This is a genomic window from Aminobacter sp. P4_H6_2, assembly GCF_056400805.1.
This window is the reverse complement of the sequence record NZ_JBFUKO010000019.1, coordinates 1-25,682: the sequence shown is the minus strand read 5'-3', so window position 1 is coordinate 25,682 and position 25,682 is coordinate 1. Positions and strand designations below refer to the sequence as shown.

The 25,682-nt window shown below is 63.6% G+C and carries 25 protein-coding genes; 14 read left to right on the top strand and 11 right to left on the bottom strand.

Features of this window, described 5'->3' with window-relative positions; genetic code table 11:
* From AC1DUU_RS03225 to xth, 3 genes are all read left to right on the top strand, one after another.
* Positions 1–2,626, top strand: a 2,626-nt coding sequence (locus AC1DUU_RS03225; RefSeq protein ID WP_476781968.1) for a DNA translocase FtsK, incomplete at its 5' end; no start/stop codon positions are given.
* A 117-nt stretch (positions 2,627–2,743) separates the two neighbouring features.
* Entirely contained in the window at positions 2,744–3,421 is a 678-nt protein-coding gene (locus AC1DUU_RS03220) for an outer membrane lipoprotein carrier protein LolA (protein ID WP_476781967.1), read from the top strand.
* Positions 3,422–3,598: 177 nt separating this feature from the next.
* Positions 3,599–4,405 carry an exodeoxyribonuclease III gene (gene xth / locus AC1DUU_RS03215; RefSeq protein WP_476781966.1) on the top strand — a complete coding sequence of 269 codons (807 nt, stop codon included), beginning with the start codon at positions 3,599–3,601 and terminating at the stop codon, positions 4,403–4,405.
* Between the two features lie 184 nt (positions 4,406–4,589).
* On the opposite strand, the gene AC1DUU_RS03210 is transcribed toward xth, so the two are convergent.
* Together AC1DUU_RS03210 and AC1DUU_RS03205 are read right to left on the bottom strand one after the other, a co-directional pair.
* On the bottom strand, positions 4,590–5,045 hold the full coding sequence (locus AC1DUU_RS03210) for a cyclic nucleotide-binding domain-containing protein (protein WP_476781965.1): 456 nt from the start codon (positions 5,043–5,045) through the stop codon (positions 4,590–4,592).
* A 70-nt stretch (positions 5,046–5,115) separates the two neighbouring features.
* Positions 5,116–5,799, bottom strand: coding sequence for a response regulator transcription factor (locus AC1DUU_RS03205; protein ID WP_476781964.1), 684 nt, complete (start codon positions 5,797–5,799; stop codon positions 5,116–5,118).
* Positions 5,800–5,945: 146 nt separating this feature from the next.
* Here AC1DUU_RS03205 and AC1DUU_RS03200 point away from each other — a divergent pair, with 146 nt between their 5' ends.
* Positions 5,946–6,476, top strand: coding sequence for a L,D-transpeptidase family protein (locus tag AC1DUU_RS03200; protein ID WP_476781963.1), 531 nt, complete (start codon positions 5,946–5,948; stop codon positions 6,474–6,476).
* Between the two features lie 71 nt (positions 6,477–6,547).
* Here the strand turns inward: AC1DUU_RS03200 and AC1DUU_RS03195 are convergent, their stop codons facing one another.
* Positions 6,548–6,796, bottom strand: coding sequence for a hypothetical protein (locus AC1DUU_RS03195; protein ID WP_476781962.1), 249 nt, complete (start codon positions 6,794–6,796; stop codon positions 6,548–6,550).
* A 134-nt stretch (positions 6,797–6,930) separates the two neighbouring features.
* Between AC1DUU_RS03195 and gcvA the strand changes: the two genes are divergently transcribed.
* Positions 6,931–7,848 carry a transcriptional regulator GcvA gene (gene gcvA, locus AC1DUU_RS03190; protein WP_476781961.1) on the top strand — a complete coding sequence of 306 codons (918 nt, stop codon included), beginning with the start codon at positions 6,931–6,933 and terminating at the stop codon, positions 7,846–7,848.
* Here gcvA and AC1DUU_RS03185 read toward each other — a convergent pair whose 3' ends face one another.
* The 5 genes from AC1DUU_RS03185 to tsaD are packed head-to-tail and all read right to left on the bottom strand — an operon-like array spanning position 7,849 to position 11,374.
* On the bottom strand, positions 7,849–8,562 hold the full coding sequence (locus AC1DUU_RS03185) for a class I SAM-dependent methyltransferase (RefSeq protein WP_476781960.1): 714 nt from the start codon (positions 8,560–8,562) through the stop codon (positions 7,849–7,851).
* Positions 8,517–8,951, bottom strand: a complete 435-nt coding sequence (locus tag AC1DUU_RS03180) for an EVE domain-containing protein (protein WP_476781959.1) — start codon at positions 8,949–8,951, stop codon at positions 8,517–8,519. The genes AC1DUU_RS03185 and AC1DUU_RS03180 overlap by 46 nt, the downstream gene beginning before the upstream one ends.
* Positions 8,952–8,983: 32 nt before the next feature.
* Positions 8,984–9,280, bottom strand: coding sequence for a YciI-like protein (locus AC1DUU_RS03175; RefSeq protein WP_476781958.1), 297 nt, complete (start codon positions 9,278–9,280; stop codon positions 8,984–8,986).
* A gap of 28 nt (positions 9,281–9,308) precedes the next feature.
* Positions 9,309–10,292, bottom strand: coding sequence for an NAD(P)H-dependent glycerol-3-phosphate dehydrogenase (locus tag AC1DUU_RS03170; RefSeq protein WP_476781957.1), 984 nt, complete (start codon positions 10,290–10,292; stop codon positions 9,309–9,311).
* Positions 10,289–11,374, bottom strand: a complete 1,086-nt coding sequence (gene tsaD, locus AC1DUU_RS03165) for a tRNA (adenosine(37)-N6)-threonylcarbamoyltransferase complex transferase subunit TsaD (RefSeq protein WP_476781970.1) — start codon at positions 11,372–11,374, stop codon at positions 10,289–10,291. The genes AC1DUU_RS03170 and tsaD overlap by 4 nt, the downstream gene beginning before the upstream one ends.
* Positions 11,375–11,472: 98 nt before the next feature.
* On the opposite strand from tsaD, the gene hemC reads away from it, so the two are divergent.
* From hemC to AC1DUU_RS03135, 6 genes are all read left to right on the top strand, one after another.
* Positions 11,473–12,402, top strand: a complete 930-nt coding sequence (gene hemC, locus AC1DUU_RS03160) for a hydroxymethylbilane synthase (protein ID WP_476781956.1) — start codon at positions 11,473–11,475, stop codon at positions 12,400–12,402.
* Positions 12,403–13,119: a uroporphyrinogen-III synthase gene (locus AC1DUU_RS03155; protein WP_476781955.1), complete on the top strand. Its 717-nt coding sequence runs from the start codon at positions 12,403–12,405 to the stop codon at positions 13,117–13,119.
* A 121-nt stretch (positions 13,120–13,240) separates the two neighbouring features.
* Entirely contained in the window at positions 13,241–14,611 is a 1,371-nt protein-coding gene (locus tag AC1DUU_RS03150) for a COG4223 family protein (RefSeq protein ID WP_476781954.1), read from the top strand.
* A gap of 10 nt (positions 14,612–14,621) precedes the next feature.
* Positions 14,622–16,196, top strand: a complete 1,575-nt coding sequence (locus AC1DUU_RS03145) for a heme biosynthesis HemY N-terminal domain-containing protein (protein ID WP_476781953.1) — start codon at positions 14,622–14,624, stop codon at positions 16,194–16,196.
* A gap of 46 nt (positions 16,197–16,242) precedes the next feature.
* Complete coding sequence (locus tag AC1DUU_RS03140; protein ID WP_476781952.1) at positions 16,243–16,722, top strand: tellurite resistance TerB family protein; 480 nt, start codon at positions 16,243–16,245, stop codon at positions 16,720–16,722.
* A 7-nt stretch (positions 16,723–16,729) separates the two neighbouring features.
* Positions 16,730–17,437 (top strand): glutamine amidotransferase, encoded by a 708-nt coding sequence (locus AC1DUU_RS03135; RefSeq protein WP_476781951.1) that lies wholly within the window; start codon positions 16,730–16,732, stop codon positions 17,435–17,437.
* 61 nt (positions 17,438–17,498) lie between these two features.
* Here the strand turns inward: AC1DUU_RS03135 and AC1DUU_RS03130 are convergent, their stop codons facing one another.
* A complete protein-coding gene (locus tag AC1DUU_RS03130) occupies positions 17,499–18,740 on the bottom strand; it encodes an MFS transporter (protein ID WP_476781950.1) in 1,242 nt (413 codons plus the stop codon).
* Positions 18,741–19,062: 322 nt separating this feature from the next.
* On the opposite strand from AC1DUU_RS03130, the gene AC1DUU_RS03125 reads away from it, so the two are divergent.
* A complete protein-coding gene (locus tag AC1DUU_RS03125) occupies positions 19,063–21,072 on the top strand; it encodes an acyltransferase family protein (RefSeq protein WP_476781949.1) in 2,010 nt (669 codons plus the stop codon).
* A gap of 37 nt (positions 21,073–21,109) precedes the next feature.
* Here the strand turns inward: AC1DUU_RS03125 and AC1DUU_RS03120 are convergent, their stop codons facing one another.
* Positions 21,110–22,375: an AGE family epimerase/isomerase gene (locus tag AC1DUU_RS03120; RefSeq protein WP_476781948.1), complete on the bottom strand. Its 1,266-nt coding sequence runs from the start codon at positions 22,373–22,375 to the stop codon at positions 21,110–21,112.
* A gap of 225 nt (positions 22,376–22,600) precedes the next feature.
* Here AC1DUU_RS03120 and AC1DUU_RS03115 point away from each other — a divergent pair, with 225 nt between their 5' ends.
* A complete protein-coding gene (locus AC1DUU_RS03115; RefSeq protein ID WP_476781947.1) occupies positions 22,601–23,695 on the top strand; it encodes a fatty acid desaturase in 1,095 nt (364 codons plus the stop codon).
* Here the strand turns inward: AC1DUU_RS03115 and AC1DUU_RS03110 are convergent.
* Positions 23,670–25,166: a glycosyl transferase family protein gene (locus tag AC1DUU_RS03110; RefSeq protein WP_476781946.1), complete on the bottom strand. Its 1,497-nt coding sequence runs from the start codon at positions 25,164–25,166 to the stop codon at positions 23,670–23,672. The genes AC1DUU_RS03115 and AC1DUU_RS03110 overlap by 26 nt on opposite strands.
* 254 nt (positions 25,167–25,420) lie before the next feature.
* On the opposite strand from AC1DUU_RS03110, the gene AC1DUU_RS03105 reads away from it, so the two are divergent.
* A partial coding sequence (locus AC1DUU_RS03105; RefSeq protein WP_476781969.1) for a TonB-dependent receptor plug domain-containing protein occupies positions 25,421–25,682 on the top strand: 262 nt, incomplete at its 3' end.

Genomic DNA, 25,682 nt, shown 5'->3' with positions numbered 1-25,682 from the left:
GACCGACGCAGGGCACGGCATTCAGGCATTCGCGCGACGGCAGGCAGGCCGCGCGGCGGGCCTGGGTTTGTTCGCCTTCGTGGCCTTCGGCCTGGCGGCACTCGGTACCTGGAATGTCGCCGACCCGAGCTTCAGCCATGCCACCGACAGCCCCGTCACCAATGCCATGGGTTATCCCGGTGCTGTGTTCGCAGACCTTGCCATGCAGTTCTTCGGCCTGGCCTCGGTCGCGGCGCTGATGCCGGCGGTGATCTGGGGCGTGCTGTTTGTCACCGCGCGTGGCGTCGACCGCATGCCCAAGCGCGGCCTTGTCTGGTTTGGCTCGGCACTCCTTGCCGCGGCAATCGCGGGCTGTGTCGGCGCGCCGCCAACCTGGCCACTGCCGACCGGTCTTGGTGGCGTGTTCGGCGACATGGTGCTCAAGGTGCCGGGCCTGTTCATCGGTGGTTATCCGACCGGACTGATTGCAACGGTCATAGGCGTGCTGTTGATCGCCCCGGCGATCTGGCTGTTTGCCTTTGGTGCCGGCTTGCTGAAGCGTGAGAACGGCTTTGCGGTGGTCAATCCCAAGCCCAAGCCCGACATGCGCGAGCAAGATTTCGCCAGCTTCGACGATGAGGAAGACGACGACAACGAGGGTGTGCTGGCGCTCGGAGCGATCACGCATTGGTGGCTGTCGGCCAAGGCCTATATGCGCCGCCGCGCCGCCAAGCGCCGAGAGCTGGAGGGCTACGACATGCCGCCGGTGAAGCGCGAAAGCGCCTGGCGGCAGGCTGCCGAGCGCGTCGAATCGGCCGAGCGCGCCGAACAGCGCGTTACAACAGGCGGCCGCGCGCGGGTCGAGCCCGAGTTCTTCGCCCAGATGGTGGCGCATGAGCGCTCGGTTTCCATCGATCCGGAAGACCAGGACGTCTTCGGCGACGACGACATGGACATGTCGCCCGAGCCGCGCCGCGGTGCCAATGCCCAGGTGCAGAATTTCCGCTCGCCGGCGAATGGCTCTCCAGCCGCGCGTGTTGCAGCACCCGCACCCCGACCGGCTCCAGGCGCCCGCGTCCAGCGCGAGGCGCAGACCACGCTGATCGGGGCCGAGACCTTCGAGATGCCGTCGCTGCATTTCCTGGCCGAGCCCAAGAACGTGGTCCGCGATGCCTCCTTGTCGAAGGACGCGCTCGAACAGAATGCGCGCCTGCTTGAAGGCGTGCTTGAGGACTTTGGCGTCAAGGGCGAGATCATCCATGTCCGTCCCGGTCCGGTCGTCACCCTCTACGAGCTTGAGCCGGCGCCCGGCATCAAGTCGTCGCGCGTCATCGGCCTTGCCGACGACATTGCGCGTTCGATGAGCGCGATCGCCGCGCGCGTCGCTGTCGTGCCGGGACGCAATGCCATCGGCATCGAACTTCCCAATGCCAAGCGCGAGACCGTCTATCTCAGGGAGATACTGGCGAGCCGCGATTTCGAGACGACCAAGGCCAAACTCGCGCTGGCGCTCGGCAAGACCATCAATGGCGAGGCGGTCATCGTCGACATCGCCAAGATGCCGCACGTGCTCGTTGCCGGTACCACCGGCTCGGGCAAGTCGGTGGCGATCAACACCATGATTCTGTCGCTGCTCTATCGCATGACGCCGCAGGAATGCCGGCTGATCATGATCGATCCGAAGATGCTCGAACTGTCGGTCTATGACGGCATTCCGCACCTTTTGACGCCTGTCGTCACCGACCCGAAGAAGGCTGTGGTGGCGCTGAAGTGGACGGTGCGGGAGATGGAAGACCGCTACCGCAAGATGTCCAAGGTCGGCGTGCGCAATATCGACGGCTTCAACGCCCGCGTCAGCCAGGCCGAGAAAAAGGGCGAGCAGATCTCACGCACCGTGCAGACCGGCTTCGACCGCCAGACCGGCGAGGCGATCTACGAGACCGAAAACCTCGATCTGGCGCCGCTGCCCTACATTGTCGTCGTCATCGACGAGATGGCCGACCTGATGATGGTCGCCGGCAAGGATATCGAAGGTGCAGTCCAGCGCCTGGCTCAGATGGCGCGCGCGGCGGGCATCCACGTCATCATGGCGACCCAGCGTCCCTCGGTCGACGTCATCACCGGTACGATCAAGGCCAACTTCCCGACGCGCATCTCGTTCCAGGTGACGTCGAAGATCGACAGCCGCACCATCCTGGGCGAGCAAGGTGCCGAGCAGCTGCTTGGCATGGGCGACATGCTCTACATGGCCGGCGGTGGGCGCATCCAGCGCGTCCACGGTCCGTTCGTTGCTGACGAGGAGGTCGAAAAGGTCGTCGCCCATCTCAAGCTGCAGGGCGTGCCGGAGTATCTCGACGCCATCACCGAAGACGACGGCGAAGACGATGACGAGCCGTCGGGCAAGGGCGGTGGCGGCAATGGCGGCGGCGGCAACTTCGAGGAATCGGACGATCCCTACGACCAGGCGGTGGCCGTGGTGCTGCGCGACGGCAAGGCCTCGACCAGCTACATCCAGCGTCGGCTGGGTATCGGCTACAACCGTGCCGCCTCGATTATCGAGCGGATGGAGAAGGAAGGTATCGTCGGCGCCGCCAACCATGCGGGAAAACGCGAAATCCTGGTGCCGACCGAAGACGACAAGATGTGAGGACGGAACCAGCGATCACGTTTTCGCGTTGATGGCGTGACGCGGACATGTGTCAAACTTCAGCCCCACTGGGCGGCGATAGAGTTGCCGAACTGGAATGAGACGAGAGTTATCGGCATGACAGACAATCTTTTTGCCACCAAGGGTGGCTTTGGCCTGACGCGGCGCCGCCTGCTTGGCCTGGCAGCAGCGATGGCGCTGACCGCAGCACCAGTGATGGGGCTCAGTTCGCAAGCGCAAGCCCAGTCATCGGAAGCCGCCCAGCGCATAGCCGACCACTTCTCGAGCGTGCGCACGATGTCGGGCGAGTTCGTGCAGTTTGGCCCGCGCGGCGAGCAGACGGGCGGCAAGTTCTTCCTGCAACGCCCGGGCAGGATCCGTTTCAACTACGAGGCGCCGTCCAACTTCAAGGTCATCTCCGACGGCCAGTCGGTGGTCATCCTGAATTCCAAGATGCGAACCTCCGACCTTTATCCGCTGTCGAAGACGCCGCTGAAGCTTTTGCTCGACGAGCGCATCGACCTCAGCGGCAACAAGGTCAAGAGCGTCACCGAAGAAGACGACCTGACCACCATCAAGCTTTCGGACAGGCAGGTGTTCGGCAACTCGACCATCACCATGATGTTCGATCCCAAGACCTATGAACTCAGGCAGTGGACGATCACGGACGCGCAGGGCAAGGACACCACCGTGATGGTGTTCAACGTCAAGCAGGGCGGCGCATTTCCCGCCGACACGTTCAAGATCGACTACAAGCTCAACCGCGAGCTCAACACCCACAAGAAGAACGACTGAGCCTTGTTCGCCAACCCTGTCCTGCTTAGCAGGGGCGAGGGATGAGACAGTCTTTGCGGCTGCGTTGCCCGGCTTAGTTGTGGACAGCGGCGCCGGTGAGGCCGCGCCCACCTTCTAGCCTTGTCATTGCGTGACCGTGCTGTCAGTTTCCGCCGCAACGTCTTGCCGGAACCTGCTATGCCCTTTTCCATCGCTACCTGGAACATCAATTCCGTGCGCCTGCGCATGCCGCTGGTCGAGCGGCTGTTGAACGAGTACGCGCCCGACGTCTTGTGCCTGCAGGAAACCAAGTGCCCTGACGACCAGTTTCCGTCGGCCGCGTTTCGCAAGATCGGCTACGAACACATCGCCATCCATGGCCAGAAGGGGTATCACGGCGTCGCCACGGTGGCGCGGCGGCCGCTTGAAATCGTGGAGAAACGCCGCTTCTGCGAGATCGACGACAGCCGACATCTGTCGGTGCGCTTCGATGCCGGCGGCAAGAAGGTGACGCTGCACAATTTCTACGTTCCCGCCGGCGGCGACGAGCCCGATCCGGAGATCAACCCGAAATTCCGCCACAAGCTCGACTTCGTCGCCGAGATGAACGCGATCCGCGCCGAACAGGACGACACTTCCGCCTCGGTGCTGGTCGGCGACCTCAACATCGCGCCACTCGAACACGACGTGTGGTCGCACAAGCAACTGCGCAACGTCGTCAGCCACACACCGGTGGAGACCGAAAGCTTCGAGGCGATGCGCAAGGCCGGCGACTGGGTCGACCTGATGCGGCTCAATGTGCCGGACGACCAGAAGATCTACACGTGGTGGAGCTACAGGGCGAAGGATTGGGAGATTTCCAATCGCGGCCGCCGGCTCGATCATGTCTGGTCCTCGGCGAACCTCGCGCCTGATCTCGCCGGCATCGACATAGTGAGTGCCGCGCGTGGCTGGGAACGGCCGTCGGATCACGTGCCGGTGATTGCGAGGTTCAATCTGGACTGAAGTTTAGGTCCGGCCGGCAGTTGGGGCAGGCCGGCTTCGCCGGTTTACCCCGACCTTGCCAGCTTCGCGGCATGGTTCCCGACACTCTCCGCTCATTCCACTCGCTCACGAGGTCGGGAATGACGGGCTTAGTTGGCACCAGAGCACAAGCTGTTGCCGTGTCCAGAAGCCCGGCCGACTGCAGCTACTTGCCGAATCGCGGGGCCATGCTTTCTATCCGCGCGATCATGTCCTGGAGGTCTTCGAGGATGTGCTGGTGCAGCCGGGCGGCGGCCTCGGGATATTCCTCCAAAATGCGGTGGAACATTTTCCGGTTGAGGCGGATGACCTCCGAATCGATGGCCGCTGCCGCACTGGTCAGCCGCCTGGTGTCGGCGATCAGTGCAAGTTCGCCGAGCATCGAGCCGGGTCCGGCCGAGCCGACTTCGGCGCGCGGTCCGTCAACCTCGCGGTAAAGCGCTATTCGTCCCGATATGACGACATAGGCCGAATCGGCCTCGTCATCCTCGCGATAGAGCTTGCGATCGGCGGGGAGATGCACATTCTCCGCGCCAAAAGCCAGCAAACGCAGCTGTTCTTGTGTGAAGCCCTCAAATAGCCTCACGCCGGACAGGATGCGGATGTCGTCATCCAGCGCCATTATGTCCCCGACTTCTCAGACCGGCTCCCCCTTGTCGTTAGCCGGCGGCCCCACTCGCCGGGTAAACCAGTCAGGGGACCAGCTTGTATCCGCCGCTTTCTGTCACAAGAATTTCCGCATTGGAAGGATCGCGCTCGATCTTCTGGCGAAGACGGTACACATGCGTTTCCAACGTGTGCGTCGTGACACCTGAATTGTAGCCCCAAACCTCTTCGAGAAGTACGTCGCGGGTGACCACCTTCTGGTCGGCCCGGTAGAGATATTTGATGATCGAGGCCTCCTTTTCGGTGAGCCTGACCTTGCCGCCGCGCGCGTCGATGAGAAGCTTCTGGCTCGGCTTGAAGGTGTAGGGCCCGACGGCGAAGGTGGCATCCTCGCTCTGTTCGTGCTGGCGCAGCTGGGCGCGGATGCGCGCGAGCAGGACGGCGAAGCGGAACGGCTTGGTGACATAGTCGTTGGCGCCGGCCTCGAGACCGAGGATCGTGTCCGAATCGGTGTCGTGGCCGGTCAGCATGATGATGGGCGCCTTGTAGCCGCCCTTGCGCAGGATCTTCACCGCCTCGCGGCCATCCATGTCGGGCAGGCCGACATCCATGATGAGCAGGTCGATGAGGCCAGCGCGCGCTGCGTTGACGCCCTTGGTGGCCGAGGCCTCCTCCAGGACTTCGAACTCCTCATAGAGCGCGAGCTGCTCGACAAGCGTGCCGCGCAGATCGTCGTCATCGTCGACAATGAGGATGGTGCGTGAGGTCATGGAGCATCCGTTGTTTTAAAATCAAAATTCTGTTGACCACAGACTATGGATGCGGAAGCTGACTGCGACAACCATTGACCGGGTGATTTGTTCCGCGATGCGATCATACAAGAAAAATCAAAGGCGTAATTGGGGCGGATGAATTTTTGCGCAAGGGCATTTCCACAATCGTCGTAAGGGCCAAACCCGGCGACCCGACCAAGGGCCTGCTGCAAGTGGGTGCAACGGTGTTTCCTTGTGCGCTGGGGAGTGGCGGCATTTCGGCCGACAAACGCGAAGGCGATGGCGCGACGCCGCTCGCGACGATGCGTCTTTTGTCGGGCTATTTCCGGCGGGATCATTTCGCAGCGGGCCAGACGCGGCTTGCCATGCGCGCGATCGCGCCTGATCTCGGCTGGTGCGAAGTGCCTGAGGACCGCAACTATAACAGGCCGGTGAAGATCCCTTATGGCGCGAGCCATGAGCGGATGAAGCGCGACGACCGGCTCTACGATGCCTGCATCGTGCTCGACTGGAACATCCGGCCGCGACGGCGCGGACGCGGCAGCGCCATCTTCTTTCACCTGGCGCGGCCGGGTTTCAGCCCGACGCAAGGCTGCGTGGCGGTGACGGCACGCGTGATGGCGCGGCTATTGCCGCATCTTTCGAACCGCACGGTGCTGAAAGTGGTGCGCTGAAGAAAGCGGCCCGAAGATGGGAGACTATCTTCGGGCCGAGTGTGCTCCCAGAGTGAGCTTGGGAGATCAGTTCAACGGTGGTCGTGGCGGCGCGGCTGTTGCCAGCCGATATCGAGCAGCCCGAGCCGGCCTAGATCGGCGTCGACTGCCTTCGCGATATCCTTGCAAGGGATGCCGGTGTCGCGGCGATAGTGTTCGGTCAGGCARCCGAAATCCTGGGCGGGCACGTTGAGGGCTGCCTTCATCTGGCGGAACCAATCCATGACCGGCTGCAGCCGGGCCGGCTGGACGTATGGGGTTTTCAGGATATCGGTCGACATGGTGTGGTCCGTTTCGTCCGGATATCAAATCCGGTTTGACATTGCTCTAACTGGTCCCATGATGTGGCGTTGAAAGACAAAAGAGAAACGAGTAGTTCTTTCTCAATCATCAAATTCAGCTTGAAGATCCATCGATGCGCTTCGTACCCGGGACACGTGCACTGCGGACGCTGGAGGCTGCCGGTCGGCATCTGAATTTCACGCGTGCCGCCGACGAACTCGGCCTGACGCCGGCGGCGGTCAGCCATCAGATCAAGGAAATCGAGGATCAGCTCGGCGTCGTGCTGTTCACCCGCACCAGCAGAAGCATTCGGCTGACCGAGGCGGGGGCGGCGCTGTGCGATGCCTCGTCGGATGCCATCGAGCTGCTCAACCGGGCCGTCTCCAAGGCGCGAAAACTGACGCGCGGGACCGCGCAGCTGAAGGTTACGCTCGACGCGCAATTCGCCGGCAAGTGGCTGATGCGGCGCGTCGATGGTTTCCGCAAGCTGCATCCCGATATCGATCTGCGTTTCGACATCAGCTACGACGTGCGCGACTTCGATCTCGACGACGTCGATGTCGGCATCCGCTTTGGCATGGGCAAGTATCCGGGCCTCGTCGCCGAGCGGTTGTTCGACAACATGATCATCCCGGTGTGCAGCCCCAAGCTGCTGGCGTCGGGGCCGCCGCTGCGCGTGCCGCGCGACCTGTTCCACCACACGCTCGTCCACATCGAATGGTCGCAGCAAGGCGTGACCTGGCCGAACTGGCGCATGTGGATGGCGGCCGCCGGCGTCGACGATTTCGACGACAGCCGCTCGATCGTCTTCACCAATTCGTCCGACGCAGTGCAGGTGGCGATCGACGGCAGTGCGGTAGCGCTTGCCGATTTCGCCATGGTCGCCAATGACCTGTCAGAGGGGCGGCTGGTGCGGCCGTTTGAACTGGGCATCAAGGTGTCGCGCGAGTTCGCCTATTTCCTTGTCTATCCCAAGGCGACTGCCGAAGATCCGCGGATTGTCGCGTTCCGGGAATGGATTTTGGAAGAGGCGGCGCAGACGCAGACTTAGTCAGGCGAAGCGCCAGACGGTGGTGCGCTTGACCTCGGCGTCCTCGAGCGCGCGGGTGACCGGCACCTCATAGGTGGCGAGCTTTTCCAGACGTTCCTTGGGCAGGTAGGAGCGGCCGGGGTCGCCGACGAGCACGTCAGCGCCGCGTTGGCGCAGGGCCGAAAACCACGGTATGAGACGGTCGGCGAAGGGCTTTTCGTAAAAGACATCGCCGGCGAGCACGACGTCCCAGCCATCGTCGCGCCCGACCTGGTCGGCGCCAATGAAATGGACGTCAACCGCGTTGGCATCGGCATTGAGCCGGATCGCTTCTTCGCAGAATGGGTCGATGTCGGCGCCGACGACTGAAGCAGCACCCGCCTGCATGGCGGCGATGGCGACAAGACCGGAGCCGGAAGCGAAATCCAGCACGCGCTTGCCGGCAACTGTATCAGGATGGTCGAGCACATAACGCGCCAGCCCTTGTCCGCCGGCCCAGGCAAAGGCCCAGAAGGGCGGCGGCAGGCCGATCTCGGCCAGCTGTTCTTCGGTGCGATGCCAGAGATCATGCGCCTCGTCGGCGAGATAGAGCGCGACTTCGGGCACATGCGGCGGCCGCATCAGTGCCGTGTTGGCGCGGATGAAGTTTTCCGCGCTCTCGGGTGTGAGTTTTGCCACGGAACCTGTCGTCACGGCGCCTTGTTGAGCCCGGCCATGCGGCAGACTTCCTGCCATTCGTCCGGTGTCACCGGTTGGACGGAAAGACGCATCGAGGTGACCAGTGCCATCTTCTCAAGTGCCGGATTGGCCTTGACGTCGACGAGGGTGACGGACTGAGGAATCTCGCTGTGGTAGCGGATGTCGACGCATTCCCAGCGTGGATCGTCGGTGGTGGTGTCGTGATGCGCCAGCGCGCAGACTTCGGCGATGCCGACGACCTCCAGCCCCTCATTGGAGTGGTAGAAAAAGCCGAGATCGCCAATCTGCATGGCGCGCATGTTGTTGCGCGCGAGATAATTGCGCACGCCGTCCCATTGCGTGCCTTCCTTGCCCTTGGCCTTCAGCATCTCCCAGGAGAATTTGAACGGCTCGGATTTGAACAGCCAGTAATTCTTGTCGCTCATTCGTTGCGTCCCCTCGATCTGCTCGGCTGGAATCAGGCGCTGGCCGGATTGTTGAACACCCAGTTCCACGGCCGGATCTGGACGTTCTCAAACAGCCCGGCCTTGGCGTAGGGATCGGCGTCGGCGATCGCCTGGGCTGATGATGTATCGGCGGCCTCGATGACCACGAGGGAACCGTCCGGCTTGCCGTCGGCGTCAAGGAAGGGGCCGGCGAATTTGAGGGCGCCCTTGGCGTTCAAATCGTTGAGGAAGGCGACGTGATCGGGACGCGCGTCGAGGCGAACCTGAAGACGGCCCGGCTTGTCCTTGCAGATCAGTGCGAAAAGCATGTTTGCATATCCTCTTTGGTTCAGGAGTTCAGTCGGCTTCGGCGCGCAGCGGCCTGGTCATCAGGCCGGCGACGGCCTCATTGATGGTGATGGCGCGATCGAGCAGGGCAGCGACCGCTTCGACGATCGGCGCGTCGATGCCGCGCTCGCGGGTCAGGCGCGCGGCGATGTAGGCCGTGGCGACGCCTTCGGCGAGCGGCCGGCCGGAAAGTTCCTCGCCTTTGCCGAGCGCCACGCCATAAGCGAAGTTGCGCGATTGTACCGACGAGCAGGTCAGCATCAGGTCGCCGAGGCCGGACAAGCCCATCAGCGTTTCCGGACGGGCGCCGAAAGCCGCACCGATGCGGCGCAACTCGACGAAGCCGCGCGTGACAAGCGCTGCCTGTGCGCTGGCGCCGAGGCCAGCGCCGGTGACGGCACCGGCGGCGATGGCGAAGACATTCTTCAGCGCGCCGCCGATCTCGACGCCGATCAGGTCGTCGGTCGAATAGCAGCGCAGATTGGCGGCGGAAAAGCGCAAGGCGAGTGCCGAGGCCCGGGCTTCGTCTTCCGAAGCAACGACAACTGCAGTCGGCAGGCCCCGCGCCACGTCGGTGGCGAAGCTTGGGCCGGACAGTGCGGCGACCGGGTTTTCGGGCAAAATCTCCGTGGCGATGGCCGACAGGAGCCTGCCGGTATCGCGCTCGATGCCCTTGGCGCAAAGCACCAGAGGCACGTGGGCTGTGACATGCGGCTTGACCTGGGTCAGCACGGCACGCAGTGCCTGCGCCGGGGTGACGACCAGCACGCAGTCAGTGCCGGCAAGGGCCACGGCGAGGTCGGTGGTGGTGGCGATGCCGGTCTCAAACGTGATGCCGGGGAGATAGCGGGGGTTGGTTCCGCTGCGAATGGCTTCGACGCTTTCGCTGTCGCGGGCCCACAAGGTGACGGCATGGCCCGCGTGCAGCATGGCGAGCGCCAGGGCCGTGCCCCAGGCGCCGCCGCCGAGAACGGTGACCTTGTATGCGCTCATGCCTTGGCTCCCCGCCTGCCGGAGCCGACCACGGGTGCTGAGACGCTGTCCAGCGGCCAGCGCGAGCGCGGCACAAAATCGAATGCGTCTGGTTCAACGAGATTGGCGCGCAGCCGCTCGATACCGGCCCAGGCGATCATGGCGGCATTGTCGGTGCACAGCGCCATGGGCGGCGCGACAAAGCCGAAGCCGTTGTCGGCGCAGAGCTTTTCCAGCAAGGCGCGGATCTGCTTGTTGGCGGCGACACCGCCGGCAACGACGAGGGCCGGTGCTTTGCTGTCAGGGAATTCGTCGCGGAAACGCGCCAGTGCGCGCTTGACGCGGTCGCCGAGTGCATCGGCTACGGCCGCCTGGAACGAAGCGCAGATATCGGCGACATCCTGATCGCTTAGAGGTGCCACGGCAGTCGCTGCCTGGCGCACGGCGGTCTTGAGGCCGGAGAACGAGAAATCGGGTTGAGCCGAGCCCTTCATCGGGCGCGGGAAGACGAAGCGGGTGGCATCGCCCGACTGTGCAGCCTTTTCGACATTGGGTCCGCCGGGATAGGGCAGGGCCAACATCTTGGCGGTCTTGTCGAATGCTTCGCCAAGCGCATCGTCGATGGTGGTGGCCCAGCGTTGATAGTCGCCAACACCCTTGACCAGAACGATCTGGGTGTGGCCGCCGGAGACCAGCAAGAGCAGATAGGGGAAGTCGAGCCCGTCGGTCAGCCGCGCGGTCAGCGCATGGCCTTCGAGATGGTTGATGGCAATCAGCGGCTTGCCGGCGGCAGCGGCAATCGCCTTGGCCGTCATGAGTCCAACGATCAGCCCGCCGACGAGGCCGGGGCCGGCGGTCGCGGCGATCGCGTCGATGTCGGCAAGCGACAGGCCCGAATCCTCAAGCGCTGCCTCGACAATGCCGTCGAGCGCTTCGACATGGGCGCGCGCGGCGATTTCCGGAACGACGCCGCCAAAGGCCGCATGTTCCTCGATCTGGCTGAAGACAGTGCTCGACAGAATGCGCGGCGCTTTGCCTGCTTCGAGCGCAACGACGCTGGCCGCGGTTTCGTCGCAGCTCGTCTCGATGCCCAGAACACGGATCAATTGGTCGCTACCCTGCATGATTGCCCGGTGGTAAATTCCTAGATAGGAGGTACGGGACCGCCCCGCCAGCGCGGGGTTATCACGGACCAAGCGCTATGCAAACAAGAGCCTTGAGAATCGGAACACGCGGCAGCCTGCTGGCGCTCGCGCAAGCGCATGAGACGCGGGCGCGGCTGATGGCGGCGCACGCCTTGCCGGAAGAAGCGTTCGAGATCGTGACGATTTCGACCAGCGGCGACCGCATCCAGGACCGGCCGCTGTCGCTGGCCGGCGGCAAGGGCTTGTTCACCAAGGAGCTGGAAGAGGCACTTTATTCGGGCGAGATCGACTTCGCCGTGCATTCGTCCAAGGACATGCCGACGCAGTTGCCCGACGGACTCGAACTGTCGGCGTTCTTGCCGCGCGAGGATCCGCGCGATGCGTTCATCGGCCGCGCCGCGCCCAAGATCATGGAACTGCCTGAAGGTGCTGTCGTCGGCTCGTCGTCGCTCCGCCGCCAGGCGCTGATCCGGCGCATGCGGCCCGACCTTAACGTCGTGATGTTTCGCGGCAATGTGCAGACGCGCCTGCGCAAGCTCGACGAAGGCGTGGCGCAGGGCACCATCCTTGCCAATGCCGGCCTGCGGCGTCTCGGACTTGCCGAAATCATCACCGACCTGATGCCGCTGGACGTTTTCCCGCCAGCACCGGGGCAAGGCGCGATCTGCATCGAAAGCCGCATCGGCGACACAGATGTCACCGACAAGCTTTCGGCAATCGACCATAGGCCAACCGGACAGGCGCTGGCTTGCGAACGGGCGTTTCTCGCCGCACTCGACGGCTCGTGCCGGACACCGATTGCCGGATACGCTGTGATCGATGGCGACAGGCTGTCATTTTCCGGCCTGATCCTGACGCCGGATGGTACCTTGTGGCACGAAGCCAGGGCCGAGGGCGTTGCAGCCGATGCGGCAACGATTGGCCGGAAGGCCGGTGAAGACGTCAGGGCGCGAGCCGGCGAAAAATTCTTCGAGGGGTGGAGCTAGATGGCACGCCGTGTGCTGGTGACGAGGCCGGATCCCGGCGCCACCCGCACCGCGCGGCGCCTTGAAGCGCTCGGCTTCGAGCCGGTGCTTCTGCCATTATCCGAAACGCGCGCCTTGCCGGTTGTGCGCGGAAGCGTTCCAACCGATGCGACGGCAGTGGCTGTGACCAGCGCCAATGCGTTGCGCCACGCGCCAAGCGGGCTGATCGAGCGGCTGCGGCAACTGCCATGCCATGCAGTGGGCGTACGGACCGCTGAGAGCGCGCGCAAAGCCGGATTTTTCTCCGTCAACGAAGGCCCTGGCGATGCCGCCGCCCTTGCCGACATGATTGCAATCGAACTTGGGACGGCCACGCTTGCCTATCTCTGCGGTCGCGTGCGGATGCCGGAGTTCGAACGCCGCCTCGGTTTGAATGGTACCAAGGTGGTGCCGATCGAGACCTACGACACGATCGCGCTGGCACCTGATCCGATTTTCGTGCGCCAACAGCTTGGCGGGCAACCTATCGACGCGGTGCTGCTCTATTCGGCGCGCTCGGCCGCGGCCTTCGGCACCTTGATGGAAATGCATGCGGAGGCTGATCTGCTGATGCGCGGCGCAACCTGTTTTTGCCTGTCCGGGCGCATCGCCTCGGCGCTGGTCGAGGGCCTGCGCGTCGCGGTTGCGCCGGATCCCAACGAGGATGCGCTGCTTGATCTTCTCGGTGAGCCGGATTGACGTTGGAGTGACTGCGCCATCACGCGGCCTTTTTTCGCGGGACGGTGGGTGTTACTGATTTTGATCTTCGACCCCGCACCGCTTGCGGGACCTGTGCCAATGAAATCGCGGAGCCCCAAGCATGGTCAAGACGCCGAATACGCGCCACTCAAAGACGCATCGCGACCCGGTGACCATCGAGCTGGAGCCGGGCGCGGTTTCGCGCGTCGAAGACGCAGCCAAGGCGGAAGCCGTGCACGAGCCCGTTTCGGAAGCGATGGGCGAGGAGGCATTGGACAAGACGGCAAAGCCGGAATCCAGCGAGACGGCTGCCAAGGTCGATGCGGGATACGCATCCTACGACTACAGTTTCGACAATGCACAGCCGACGCGACAGCCTGAGGCCGAAGCGCCGAAATCGTCGTCGAGCGCCAGCAGTTCAAGCACCTCACGCGCGGCGTCACCTGCGCCGGCGCCGCGGCAGTCCACTTCAGGCATGTTGCCCGGCCTGGCTGGTGGCCTGATCGCCCTTCTGGTGGCGGGCGGGCTGCAATATGCCGGCGTGCTTGGCGCGCCCGGTGGCGCAACTGGGCCGGCTGGCGGCGGCGAGCAGATGCAAAGCGAAATCGCCTCGCTGAAGTCACAAATTGCCGATCTCGGCGCTTCGAGCGTTGGCAGCGAACTCAAGGGCGAGCTTGACGGGCTCAAGACCGAAGTCGGCCAGGTGAAAACCGAAGTCGAGGCCCTGAAATCGACAACCGGCCAGGCCGGATCGAGCGACGCGCTTGCCGGGCTCGACGGGCGCATCAAGCAGATCGAAACCACTGTTTCGTCGCTGAGCCAGGATGGGGCGCCGGCTTCCGAATTCACGGCGCTGAACGAGCGCATCGCCGCCCTCGACGCAGCCATCAAGGCAACAGGCGAGGCAACGACGGTCGACGAWGGCAAGATCGCGACGCTGGAGCAGTCGGTTTCTTCGCTTGCTACCAAGGTCGAGGCGCAGGCGTCGCAGCCCAAGATCGCGATGGCGATTGCCGCATCGGCGCTCAAGGCGGCGGTCGAGCGCGGGGCGGGCTTTGGTGCCGAACTCGAAACTTTCGCTGCCATTTCGCCCGACGCGCCCGAACTGGCGGCACTCAGGGCGCAAGCCGAAAAGGGCGTTCCGACACGCGCCGAGATCGTGGCTGCGACCGATGCGGCGGCCAATGCGATGATCGCGGCGGCCAAGCCGGTCAACGAGAACGCCGGCATCTTCGAGCGGCTGGTTTCGAGCGCCGAGCAGCTGGTGCAGGTGCGGCCGATCGGTGCCGTCGAGGGCGCTGGCGTACCGGAAACGGTGGCGCGCCTGGAAGTGGCGGTCAACCAGGGCGATTTCGCCAAGGCGCTCGCCGAATACGACACGCTGCCGGAGACGGCGAAAGCCGCAGGCGCGGACTTCATCGCCAAGCTCAAGGCGCGGCTGGACGTCGAAACGCTGGTCGACAAGCTCGTCGCCGGCGCGATGAAGGCATGAGGGGCACCAGATGATCCGCATCCTGTTCTTCCTCGCCGTCGTCTTTGCGCTCGGGCTTGGCTTTGCCTGGCTGGCTGACCGCCCGGGCGACATGGTGGTGACCTTCAGCGGTTATCAGTACAAGGTCAGCCTGATGGTGGCGGCGGTGACGGTCACCGCAATCGTCGTGGCTGTCATGCTGCTGTGGTGGCTGACCAAGTCGATTTGGAACAGCCCCTACACGATTGCCCGGCATTTCCGCGCTCGTAGGCGCGACCGGGGCTATCAGGCGCTGTCGACCGGCATGATCGCGGCCGGTGCTGGCGACGCCGCGCTTGCGCGCAAGAAAAACAAGGAAGCGGCCAAGCTGATCCGTTCCGACCAGGAGCCGCTGATCCATCTGCTCGACGCCCAGGCCTCGCTGCTGGAAGGCGACCATGACGGCGCCCGGCAGAAATTCGAGACGATGCTCGACGATCCTGAAATGCGCTTGCTTGGCCTGCGCGGGCTTTATCTTGAGGCCGAGAGGCTGGGCGACCGGGCAGCTGCGCGCCACTATGCCGGACGTGCTGCCGGGCTTGCGCCGCAGCTCGGCTGGGCGGCGGATTCGACGCTTGAGGAAAAGACCGAGCGCGGCGACTGGGACGGGGCGCTGGCCCTTGTCGATGCGCAGAAATCGACGCGCCAGATCGAGCGCGACGTGGCCAACAACAGGCGTTCGGTGCTTCTGTGTGCCAAGGCGATGTCGCTGCTCGACAGCGACTTCAACACCGCGCGTACCGCAGCACTCGAAGCCAACCGCCTGCGGCCGGAATTTGGACCAGCGGCGATCATTGCCGCCAAGACGCTGTTTCGCCAGAACGACGTGCGCAAGGGCTCGAAGGTGCTTGAGGCTGCGTGGAAAGCCGAGCCGCAGCCTGATATCGCCGAGCTCTACGTCCATGGCCGTTCCGGTGATGCCGTGCTTGACCGGCTGGCGCGGGCAAAGAAGCTGCAGTCTTTGAAGCAGAACCATCCTGAATCCTCGCTCGCCGTCGCACGGGCGGCATTGGAGGCGCAGGACTATGCGCTTGCCCGCAGCGAGGCCGAAGCTGCGGCCAGGATGCAGCCACGCGAGGGCGCGTATCTTTTGCTCGCCGACATCGAGGAAGCGCAGACCGGCGACCAGGGCAAGGTGCGGCAGTGGCTGTCGCGCGCGGTACGTGCGCCGCGCGACCCCGCCTGGGTCGCCGACGGCGTGGTATCAGAGCGCTGGGCGCCGTTTTCGCCAGTTACCGGCAGGCTCGATGCTTTCGAATGGCGCGCGCCCGAGGAGCGGCTTGGCCATCTGATCGAACAGCATGATGATGAACCTGCCGAACGCGTTGCGATCCCGGCGATCCGGGCGGCGCAGCCAGCCGGCGATGATATCGTCGATGTGACAGTGGAAAGTGATATCGAGCCGGAAAAGAGCGCTGAAGCGGTGAAGGTTGTGGCGCCGGCGCCCGACCCTGTCGCAGGGCTCGTGGACGACGACAAGGTCGAACCGATCCGCTTGCCCGACGATCCCGGTGTCGATCCTGATGTGGCGCGGGAAAACGCCCAGAAGCGGTTCCGTTTGTTTTGATGTCCCACCGAACCTAGATCTAGGCTTGCTCAAACAGGATTCGGCTATGTTCGAACGCATGATTTCGTTTCTGAAAGACCTGCCCGCCGCAGGTTCCAGGCATTCGCCCGACGACGATACGCGCGTGGCCGCAGCGGCGCTGATGTATCACGTCATGAATGCCGACGGCGACCGGCAGGACGTCGAGTGGGAGCGCGCCAAGCAGCTTCTGAGCCAGAGTTACGGCGTATCGGGCGTTGAACTCGATCGGCTGATCAAGGCCGGTGAGCAGGCCGACAACGAGGCAATCGATCTCTATGCCTTCACCAGCGTGCTCAAGCGTAGCCTCGATGAGGAGGCGCGCAAGGACTTCATCGGCATGATGTGGGAGATCGTCTATGCCGACGGCGAGCTGCACGAGATGGAAGACAACACCATCTGGCGCATTGCCGAACTGATCGGCATCGACAGCCGCGACCGTATCGAGGCCAAGCGCAAGGCTGCGCGCAAGGCGTCGCTTCCCGGCGAATCTGAAACGAACGAGTAGGGGTTCGATGCCGGGGAGGGCGAGATCAAAGATCCTGGTGGTGCTGCATCAGGAGCATTCCAGCGCCGGTCGTGTCGGCCATGTGCTGATGGAGAACGGTTTCGACCTCGACATTCGCCGGCCGCCGCTCGGCGACCACCTTCCTGAAACGCTCGACGGACATGCCGGTGCGGTGGTGTTCGGCGGGCCGATGAGCGCCAACGATCACGACGAGTTCGTGCGCCGCGAGACCGATTGGCTGGCCGTGCCACTTGTCGAGAACCGGCCGTTCCTCGGCATCTGCCTGGGTGCGCAGATGCTGGTCAACCATCTCGGCGGCAAGGTCGAGGGCCATGGCGAGGGGCTGGTCGAGATTGGCTGGTATCCGATCAAGGCGACCGACGACGGCCGCAAGCTGATGCACTGGCCCGAAATGGTCTACCAGTTCCACCGCGAGGGTTTTTCGCTGCCAAGCGATGCGGTCCTGCTGGCATCATCCGACACCTATCCCAACCAGGCCTTCCGCTATGGCGACAACGCCTGGGGCATCCAGTTTCATGCCGAACTGACACGCGTGATGATGCAGCGCTGGGTGGTGCGCGGGGCCGAGCGTTTTGTCTTGCCCGGTGCCCAACCCGGCCGGGACCATCTCGGCGGCCGGCTGATCTGGGACATGCATCTCAAGCGATGGCTTGATGAGTTTCTGGTGAAGATATTTGGGGATGTAGGGCAGTAGGGCAGTAAGCGAACTCTACTGCCCTACTGCCCTACTGCCTTATTCCCCTACTCCCCTAACGTCACACCCTTCCGTCGAGACGCCTGACCTTCCGCAGCGCCGGGAACGTCCAGGCCCAGATTCCGGCGACCGCCACGGCACCGATGCCACCGAAGACCACGGCGGGGGCTGTGCCGATGAGGGCGGCCATGGTGCCGGCGCGGAACTCTCCGAGCTCGTTGGAGGCGCCGACGAAGACGCCGTTGACCGCGTTGACGCGGCCGCGGACATGGTCGGGCGTCCAGAGCTGGATCAGCGTTTCGCGGATGTAGACGCTGACCATGTCGGTGGCGCCGATGAAGGCGAGGCAAACGATCGACAGCCACGGTATTGTCGAAAAGCCGAATATCGCGGTGAAGACGCCAAACAAGGCGACGAAGAAAAACATGATCCGGCCGGCGTGATCGCGGATCGGATGGCCGGCAAGCCAGACGGCAACCATGATGGCGCCAACGCCCGGGGCCGCGCGCAAGAGGCCGAGGCCCCACGGCCCAAGCTCGAGGATATCGCGGGCGTAGATCGGCAACAGGGCGACAGCCCCCGACAACAGCACCGCAAACAAGTCGAGCGAGATGGCACCGAGCACGATCTTTTCGCCCCAGATGTAGCGGAAGCCGGCAAACAGCGTCTCGACCGATGGCTTGCTGGTCTCGCTGCGCTGCCTGGGCTTGGGGATCGAAAAGATCAGGACCGCCGAGGCGAGCATCAAACAGGTTGCCGCACCATAAGCAGCCGACGGCGAGATGCCGTAGAGCAGGCCACCTGCGACCGGTCCGACGATGGTGGCTGTTTGCCAGGCCGACGAATTCCAGGCAACGGCATTGGCGAAATCCTCAGTCGGCACCAGATTGGCAACGAGTGAGGCCGAGGCCGGGCCGAAGAAGGCGCGCGCAATGCCGAACACCGCAAGCACGCCGAAAATCGGCAGCGGACTGGCAAGGCCGTGGTAGATCAGCGCGAGCAGGGCAGCAGCACAGGCCGTCTCGACAAGGGCTGCCAGACCCATGATGAGCCTGCGGCCGAAACGGTCGGCGACGACGCCAGTGACCAGCACCAAAAGAAGCGCTGGCGCGAACTGGATGACGCCGACAAGGCCGAGGTCGAAAGGATTGCGGGTGAGGTCATAGACCTGCCAGCCGACACCGACCGAGATGATCTGGGTCGAGAAGGTGGCCAGGAAGCGCGCGATCCAGAAACGCGCGAATGCGCCATGGCGAAAGGCGGCGAAGCGCTGTTCGGGTGCTGTGGCGGGCTGGGATGTCATGGGGGCGGGCGAAAGCACCTGTTGCAACGCCGGCCAAGATCGCTTCGAGCCGACGGCGCTGCAATAGCGCAGTTTCCAGCGCAGCGGGCCGATTTTGTGTGGCTGGATCAAAGCTTTTGCCTGTCATAGCCAGAGGCCCGGCCCAGGCTGCAGGACATGTCTACGCGTTATCGGCGAGAAAATTCCGGCCGCGCGTTACGGAATGGAGGGGCCGCAACGCCCCTGTTTCCAAGGCACCAGGGCTGATCGCCCGCCGGACGGCATATTGCATTGCAACATAGTTTGAATTGTCCGGTCGCCTCACGTCGCCGATCTTGCCGGCATGTTCAACAAGCTCACGGGTGAAGGCATCAGCGCACCTCCCTCGACGTTTCGGCCCGACATCGAAGGCCTGCGCGCCATTGCTGTGGGCGGCGTGGTCGCCTTTCATTTCGGCATGTCCGACCTGCCCGGCGGCTTCATCGGCGTCGATATCTTCTTTGTCATCTCCGGCTACCTGATCACCAGGCACCTGATGCAGGAGATCGACTGCTGCGGCACGGTCGACCTCTGGCGCTTCTATGGACGCCGGGCGCGGCGCCTGCTGCCGGCGTCGCTTTTGGTGATCGCGGTAACGCTTGCGGCCGGCTATTTCATCCTGGCGCCATCGGAACAGCAGCTCTATGCCAAAGGCGCGCTGTTTGCTTCCAGCTATGTCATCAATCTGTGGCTGCTGCGCTGGTCGTTCGATTATTTCGCCGCGGACACCGCAAACAACCCGTTCCTGCATTTCTGGTCGCTGTCGGTCGAGGAGCAGTTCTACCTGCTGTGGCCGGCATTGTTGCTTTTGGCCGCGCGGTTTCGACCGGGCGAAAAAGGCATGGTGCTTTTCCTTGGCGTGGCTGCGGTCGTGTCGTTTGCGGCCAGTGCCTGGATGACTGTGGTTTCGCAGCCCTGGGCCTTCTATTTCTCGCCGCTGCGCGCCTGGGAATTCGCCGTCGGCGGTCTTGTCTCGTTCGCGGTTGCCGAACGGTGGGCCTCGGGTTTTCGTTTCTCGCCTGCGATGGGCTGGGCCGGCATCGGGCTGATCGCAGCGACCTATCTGACCGTGTCGGAAACCGATCCCTTTCCAGGTTTTATCGCGCTTGTTCCCGTTTCAGGCACGGCGATGCTGCTGCTTTCCGGTGCCCGACGGAGTGCCGCCGGGCCGGCGGCACTCCTGTCGCTGCCACCGTTCCAATGGACCGGAAGGCTGTCTTATTCGCTGTATCTCTGGCATTGGCCCGTTATCGTCTATGCAACGATCCTTTGGCCCGACCTTTCGCTCGCCGGCCGGCTGACGTGCCTGCTGGTGACGGTTGCCTTGTCCTATCTCAGCTATCGTTTCGTTGAAAACCCGGTGCGGCTGAATGGCTGGCTTTCAGCCGGTTCGGCACGCTCGCTGGGGCTTGCGGCACTGCTCACCTCGCTTGGCGTGACGTTGTCTTATGGGGCGTCCCAGATCGCGGCGCGCAGTGTCGATCCGAACCAGAAGCTGATCGCGGAGAGTGCGGCGCGGTCTTCATCGGCGCGCGAGATCGACACTAATTGCGTCGCCAGCCTCGAGCAAACGAAACCGCGCAGCTGCAGTCTCGGCGCATCCCAGCCGCGAAAGACGATCGTGCTTTTCGGCGATTCGCATGCCGACCATTGGTCGACGCCACTGGCAAAGGTCGCCGAGGCCAACAACTGGCGCGTGGTGACGTATCTGAAATCCTCCTGTTCGGTCGCGGCGGTGCCGACATGGAACGTGCGCCTGATGCGGGCCTATTCCGAATGCGACGCGTGGCGGAAATCAGCGATGAAAGAAATCGCCGAACTGAAGCCCGACACGGTGATTGTTGCGCAGTTTTCGTACAGCTATGTCGAAAATGACGTGAATGGCGGTCTGGACCATCTTGTCAGCCGCAATGTCTGGGCCGAGGGCCTGCGGGCGTCGCTCAAGGCACTTCGCGACACAAACGCCGAGGTCGTCCTGCTCAGGGACGTTCCCGTGCACAAGTCGTATCTCGACCGCTGCGTCGCCCGCTCGTTGTGGCAGGGCAGGAAATCGAGCGTCTGCGACACGCCGAGAAACGAAGCGATCGACGAGCGGGTGTCCCAGGCCGAACAGGCAGCGACTGCCGGTCTGGCGGGCGTCAGATATGTCGATCTTACAGAACTATTCTGCAATGACGTCACCTGTCCGGCGATGATCGGCGGCAAGCTGACCTTCCGTGATCGGCACCACATCGCCACGCCCTATGCGGCGACGCTGGCCGGTTCGATGCAGCGCGCGATCTTCGGCAATCAGGTGGCGGCGCATTGGCGGTGAGCCTCGGCTCGCACGCTTTGATTGTAGTTCTGAATCGCTAGATCTGGACGCGGGTTGTGGCGAGGCCCCGCGTGATGCTGCCGGTGGTCGGCAAAAGCGGGATCAGGCAGGCCTGGAGCGCGTGGTAGATGTCGGGCTTGCCGTAGAACGGGCCGGCATTCGGCTTGAGATCGTTGTCGAGCTGGGCGTGCCAGCCACCATTGGTGCGGTCGATGAAGCGGGTGGCGCAGAAGCTCCAGATGCGCCGGTACCACTCCTCATAGGCTTGGTCGCCATCGATGGCGTTGAGAAAGCTGGCCGCACCGAGTGCCTCGCAGCACGGCCACCAGTAGCGGTCCTTGATGCGGGCCGAGCCGTCCCATTCGAGCGTGTAGTAAAAGCCGCCCTTAGCGACGTCCCAGCCATCGGCGGTTGCCTGTCCGAACAGGTTCTTTGCGGCGTCGGGCAGCCAGGCGAGCTTGTGGCCGCCGAGTTCCCAAAGCTGCAGCAAAAGCCGCGCCCATTCGAGCGAATGGCCGGGAGTGGTGCCGTATGGGCGGAACATCGGGTCGCCGGAATAGTCGCGGTCGACCTTCCAGTCGGCGCTGAAATGTTCGGGCAGGCGCCAGCCGGCGGCGGCTGAATGGCGGCGGATGATCAGGTCGGCGATGCGTTCGGCCATCGACAAATAGGTGCTGTCGCCAGTCGCTTCAAAGGCGGCCATCAGCGCCTCGGTCAGGTGCATGTTGGAATTCTGGCCGCGATAGCTGTCGAAGGGTTTCCAGTCGCGGGTGAATTCTTCCGCCACCGCGCCGTGTGCCTCTTCCCAGAATTTCTCGGAGAGGATTGTCGAGATGTCGGTCAGCAGGCGATCGGCGTCGGGATGGCCGGCGACCTTGGCGCTCGAGGCGGCGAGCAGCACGAAGGCGTGGCCATAGGCCTGCTTGGTGTCGTTGGTCGGCCCGTCATAGCCGACACCCCAGAAATAACCGCCATCGACCGCGTCGCGATGGCCGTTCCACAGAAAATCCATGCCGTGGTCGACAAGTGTGTCGGCGCCGGGCCGGCCAAGCAGATGGGCGATGGAAAAGCAGTGGACCATGCGGGTGGTGGCATGGATCTGGCGGCCGGCGAATTTGCCTGGAACGGCGCCAGGCACCAGCGGTCGGCCGTGATCGTCGAGGTCATAAAAGCCGCCGAGCGGATTGAGGCTTTGGCGCTCAAAGAAGGAAAACAGCGCGTCAGCCTGCTGCATCAGCCACAGGCGATGGCTTTGGAGCGTCGTCCATTTGGCCGAGCCGGCGGGTATTTCCAAAGAAGCCATGGATCAAGTTCCTCTGCGGCAGGTGGTCCATCCTGACTGATACCCGCGACCTAAGACGTTATGGCGCAAGCACTCAACAGGAAAACGCCATGATTTGCGTGCAGCGGTGCATGGACGCTGGATTCAGCAAATATGCCACGGTGGTGCCACTAGCCATGGCGCTTGCCGCGCTTTATGGACAAATGGCGCGCTTGACCGAGTTGGCAGCGAGATTTCGGGGACTAAATGACGAAATTGATGTCGTCCACGGCGGACGACCTGCCTACAGGGTCTGCACAGGCTGCAGGTCATGCTGCTGAAAAAGCGCTGGTTCGCCGGCTTGCATCGCATTGCAATCGCTTTCGCGATCCAGACGACCGCCGCGCGGCGTTCGAATTGGCGGTGACGCTGGTGCCGTTCCTGGCGATGGGCGYGGCCTTGGTCTGGCTCGCCGCTTATGCCGAGCCAGTGCTCGGCGGCTGGCGTTGGCTTTTGCTGGCGCTTGTGGCGCCGGTCTGTGCCGCGTTCCTGGTCAGGCTGTTTGCGATCCAGCACGATTGCGGCCATGGCTCGTTCACCAGCTCGCGCGAAGCGAACCGGATGATCGGCCGGGTGCTGAGCGTCTTCACCTTCACGCCCTATACGCTGTGGCAGAAGGCGCACGCCGTGCATCACGGCTCGTCGGGCAATCTCGACAAGCGCGGCATCGGCGACATCGATACGCGCACAGTCGCCGAATATGAGGCGATGACCACCAGCCAGCGGCTGATGTACCGCATCTACCGCAATCCGTTCATTCTGATCGTGATCGGCGTGCCGATCTATTTCCTGATCATGCACCGGTTGCCCTACAACGAAGCCATTCCGCGCGTCGAAGCCTGGCGCAGCGCTGGCGGGCTCAATGTGGCACTGGTTGTCGTCTATGGCGGGCTTGTGCTTCTGGCCGGCTGGGCTGTGATGCTGGCGGTACTGCCGGTCGTGGTGATGGGTGCCTGGGTCGGCGGCTGGCTGTTTTATGTCCAGCATCAGTTCGAAGAGACGCGCTGGGATGCCGGCGATGCCTGGGACCTGCATGTCGCGGCATTTGGCGGCAGCTCGTGGTATGCCTTGCCCGCGGTGCCCCAGTGGCTTACCGGGTCGATCGGCCTGCACCACATCCATCATTTGTGCAGCCGCGTGCCGTTCTACCGCCTGCAGGCCTGCTTCGACAGCAATGCCGAGCTTCGCGATGCGAGCAAGACCGTCAAGCTGACCTTCTGGAAGAGCGTGGGCTGCATCAATCTCGCGCTTTGGTGCGAGAACCGCCGGCGCCTGGTCACCTTTGCTGAAGCGCTGAGGTAGGCGCCAGGCGCCTGCGCCAGCACTCTGCGGCCCGGCGACGGGCATCGTCGAAGGCCAGCATCGGGTTTAACGCCACAAATGCGGCAGCGGCGGTATCGACGACAATTCGTTCCGCCGTTTCGTCCCTTGCTTTCCCAAACCACACCGCCCGCCAGTATTCGAAGCTGGTGAGGCCTGTCGGCAGCTCGGCCTTGGGCCGAGGTTGCGAGGCAATGAGCAATTCGCCGGCTTTGCCATTGTCGAGCGTAAACATGGTCGTCGCCCGAAAGGGCGTGGCCTGCGCCACATCGCGGCTGTTGCCCAAAATGCCGAGTCTCGGCCAGTCGAGCAAGGCGGCAGCATCCCGGTGCAGATCGCGGTAGTTGGGCCGAAACGCCGCGAGCAGGCTAGCGTCGGCGTTCAGCGGGTTGAGCAGGTGCACGACGGCACTGAGCGGCGAGCGCATCTCCAGAAGATTGTATATGCCGAGCAAACCATGAAGCTGCGCTGACATCGCTGCGAGCGGCAGATAGGCGATGCGCTGCGCCTGCAGGATTTCTTTCGCTTCGGTGACGTTCGCCGCGACAGGAATGCCGATGGCGCCTGCTGCCATCCCGATCGTGCCTCTTGCCGCCCCGTTGCCGCTGTTGCCGTGCAGGAGAACGCGGCAGCCAGCATCCGCCACAAGCCGGGCGGCCTGCAGAAACCAAGGGGCAGATCTCGATTTCGGCGACACATAGGCGGGCCAGTCGAGATCGGCAAACCTTGGCGGACTCGTAGAAGGATCGAGATGGCGCCGACTTGCCCTTGTCAGCCCCGCAAGTTCGACAGCCGTCAGTCCGCGATACTGCAAGACGACCAGCAGTGCCCCCACCTGTATGGGGTCGGCCTCGCCGGCAAGCAGCAGCGAGAACGCCTCGTCTGCCTCCTCCAGGGATAGTGGCCGGGCGCCGCCGGTACCGGCGCCGATCGTTGCGATATGCCTGGCAAGTCTTTGCCGAGGAGCGGCATCCCCGCCGATCGATGCCAGCTTGCGGGCAAAGTCGGCCGGCAGCGGCTCTCCTTCCAGATAGAGGCTGGGACGCATGGCAAGCGGCGGCGCATCGATGATCGTGGCGTGGTTCCAATCGGGCGCGCCCGAAGAAGCTGCGCCAGTATCTGCGTCCCGTTTCGGGTCGAGCAGATGTTCGGTCTCCGCCGCCACCGCCCGCAGCCGCAGGCGCAGCGTTTCGGCGAATGGCGTGGGCACCATGCCACGTGCGCTCCTGATCAGGATCGGATCGCCATAGAGGTCGCGAATCTGCTTCAGGAGCCGGCTCATGGCGGGAGCGCCAAGGCCCATCCTCGCGGCGGCCTTGCCGACGCTGCCCTCAACCAAAAGCGCATCCAGCGCCACCAGCAGGCGGAGCTGGCCAAGACGCGGCTCCGCAGCGTCGCCGGTTGGGTTCGCCGACTTTTGCGGCAGGTCTTTATGCAGGTCGGTTCTGTCCATGCCCACTCGTCATCAAACGCGAAGACCCCAGGCGAGATGCCGGCGCGGGTCCAAATTGCGTTTTTCTGAATTTGGAATCGCTCGCAAACACCAAGGTTGACCGTCCCTATTCGATAAATAAGAAGACTTTTATACTCAAGTTTAAGTGATGGGGCGCTTTCATGAATAATTTCAACCGTATGGATGCTGTCCGGGCAGGCCGCATGGGCTTCAGTCGAGCGCGCGTCAGGCAGGCCAGGTTGCCTCGGGTCCACATGTTGCTTGCCTGCACCTGCCTGTCGGCCATGGCATTGCTCGTGTCTTCCGCCGCTTTCGCGCAGACCTCGCAAAAGCGGGCCGCGGCCAGCGACACCACGGTCCTGCCGCAGCTTGTGGTGACTGCGTCCGGCTTCGAGCAGAACGTCAAGGATGCTCCGGCGAGCATTACCGTTGTTTCGCGCGAGGAACTGAAGAGGGGCACGTTTCGCGACCTGACAGATGCCTTGCGCGACGTCCAAGGCGTCACCGTGACCGGTC